3 protein-coding genes are annotated in these 2707 nt (G+C 34.7%); all 3 read right to left on the minus strand.

Annotated elements, in window-relative coordinates; genetic code table 11:
* Nucleotides 1-275: 275 nt before the first annotated feature.
* Nucleotides 276-962, minus strand: coding sequence for a hypothetical protein (locus WC622_RS16680; protein WP_372820822.1), 687 nt, complete (start codon nucleotides 960-962; stop codon nucleotides 276-278).
* Nucleotides 962-1891 carry a hypothetical protein gene (locus tag WC622_RS16685; protein WP_372820823.1) on the minus strand — a complete coding sequence of 310 codons (930 nt, stop codon included), beginning with the start codon at nucleotides 1889-1891 and terminating at the stop codon, nucleotides 962-964. Before WC622_RS16685 ends, WC622_RS16680 begins: the two co-directional genes overlap by 1 nt.
* 220 nt (nucleotides 1892-2111) lie before the next feature.
* A complete protein-coding gene (locus WC622_RS16690; RefSeq protein WP_372820824.1) occupies nucleotides 2112-2321 on the minus strand; it encodes a hypothetical protein in 210 nt (69 codons plus the stop codon).
* Nucleotides 2322-2707: the final 386 nt, after the last annotated feature.

Below are 2707 nucleotides of genomic sequence, written 5' to 3' on the forward strand. Positions count from 1 at the left end.
AATTTTGATGAATGGTACATGGGTTGGTTGTATTTTTAATAATTTATTTACCAAAATGTGGAATCGTGCACCGAATTTAGACCTAACTCGATAGCAAATAGAAATAATTTCATCCAATTGGTAATAATTAAATAGTCTAAAATATCTAACTTATACTGTTCGCAAATTTTAAAAGTTTTCGTAATTAAATCTTTACCCGCTTTATTAGGGGTTGATGAATTGTGCGAAGTAAAGATGAGAAATTGATAACTCGTAGTCGGAGAATTACGGTTAAGTTATTTTTGCATAGATTCCATAAATATTTCTTCTACAACCGGCTTCACTAAATCGGTTTGCACTTTTCTAATTGGAAGTTTACCAAAATAACCAGAAGATATTAATTCAGAAGGTTTTATCCGACGGAGGTTTTTACGAATTATACCCTCATCCACTTCTGGAAATTCTTTTTTAAATTCAATTAGAAAATTATCTAACCAAATCTGGGCAGTTTGAGAAACCGAAACCCAATCCGAAAACTCTATATATGATTTTTCCTCTAAAAATCCTGTCACAACATTTATACAGAAACCAACACAAGTCATTAATTGTGGGGTATTGTCATCAGAATGATAAACTCCATTTTCGCAGTAAGAACCTGCATAGAAATAACCAAAGTTTGGTTTTGCTGTTGCTTTTATAACTTTACGGTGATTTAAGAAAGATCTTATTAAACTCTTATTGACAATGGTAATTTCTTTATAAGAATAGGTAAAACCCACTTTCGTTAAGTCAATTTCTTCAAGAAAAACACCCTTTGGCAGGTAATGGAATAAAGACGTCTTTCCAAGAAACGAAATTATTATTCCTGAATGTTTTGCTTCCCCTTTTTCATCAATAGAAACAATAAATCCAATAAAGTCTTTATTGTTAATAGTCGTCTTTGATCCAATTAGTAGAGCCTCGATCTTTTCCGTCGTATACATCAAAAATCAATTACGGTTTGCATCAAGTTACTTTTTAATGTATGATAGAGTTTTGCTCTTGCATCCTTAATTGATTCTTCTTCGGCGAAAGATTTTGTGATTACCAAGATGGTTTTAATGATATTAACATCTGTACTAGAATGGTCAAACATTCTAATAACTTTTGCAACAACTCCTAATTGTTTACTATCAAACAGCTTTTTTATTTCGAAATGCAAATCAAAAAGAAAGTCGTCTAGTGATTTTGTTTCGAGAAGATGAAGTAAGTTCTTGAAGTACGTTTTCTGCTCGTCGTTTATAAAGAATTCACTGAACGTATATTCCTCACCGTCGCTAGTTGTTTTTTTACGAACTAACAATTCGATATCCTGATAAAGAAATTTATTTACCGCGATAGCTTCAAGTTCAGTACATCGAATAGGTCGTGAACCTTGAAGGTGTATGTTTGGATTAGTGCCTCCTACTTCAATCAATTTACCTTTTAAAAATTGAATAGAAAAGGTAGCTGCCTTTTTAATTGGTTTTGCCCGAAATTCTTTTGCCTTTTTTATTTGTTTCTCGATGGATGTCTTTTGAGCTTTTGTGTAAAAATTTGCTTCGTAAATAAGCCCATTCGCTTGAAATAGATTTTGTAATTGCCGCCAAGGTGCGACTATGCTAGCATTTGTTTCCTTTTTATCAAGCACATTCTGAAAATCATGTTGAAAATTTTGAATAACTTCTGCAGAAGCTACTGTCATCACAGTAGCCGAGCCTTTAACTACCTGTATCTTTGCATTTTCCGCACCAGGAGTATTTGAAATTATCTCAGCCATCGATCGAAGCATTAAAATCAAGGAATTCGTTGCTTCAACCGACAAATTAGTCAATTCGATATCATTGCCGTTGGCATCCCTGGTGATTTTAAATTCTAATTTTTCTTCTGACATCTTTGGTTAAGCGTATATAAAAGTTTAGACTTTCCTCTTTCCTATAATATCTCATTTGGACAATTAGAAGCATTTGTTTACGTGGTTGTCGGTAAAGATCGGAAATTGAAAATTTCTATTCGTAAAATATACGGTTAACTACGGGTAATAATGCCGCTTAAGCATTTTTACTTGCAACTCCTGGAACGCCAGCCACACAAGTTGGATGTGCGTCACTATACTAACATTTACACTCGCTTCTATCCACATAAGTTTTCTTCCCATTACTGTTAATATAATAACACCCCCCTTTTGAACCTTTATAAAGTTGCTGTCCAGAAGTATGTCTGCCACAAGGGCTATAGGTTTCCGTGTCAGATTCTAAAGAGGTATCGCTCTTACTACAAGAGAGGCAAATGCACAACATCAAAATATATAATGATTTTTTCATCACACTAAAGTAACGAGTCGCGATGAGTCAGTGTTACGGTTTCCCATAAGCAAATCTTAAAGTATAAATTAAGATAGTTAAAGCTACATGGTTGGGGGTTATCCAAAAAGTGGCCACCTGTTTTTTTGCAAAGTGGCCACATCTTTCGCCCCAAAGTGTCCACCCCATTTCGCCTGAAAGTGTCCACTCGGCTGATTTTAAGGCGTTTTAAGACTCTAAAAATGTCTTCTGGACCATTGATCGGATGGTGCAGAGAAATGGAATCCTCGCTGCTGTAAGCACTTAAAAAAGACAAGGCTTTCTGTCGATGTCTGCTCAATATCTATTATCGTTTTTTGAACAAGTTTTCGAGGTGGTTATGGTCTTTTGCTGCGCAAAAGGCACCG

Origin of the sequence: Pedobacter sp., from assembly GCF_041662865.1 — a bacterium.
In the GTDB taxonomy this organism is placed as follows: domain Bacteria; phylum Bacteroidota; class Bacteroidia; order Sphingobacteriales; family Sphingobacteriaceae; genus Pedobacter.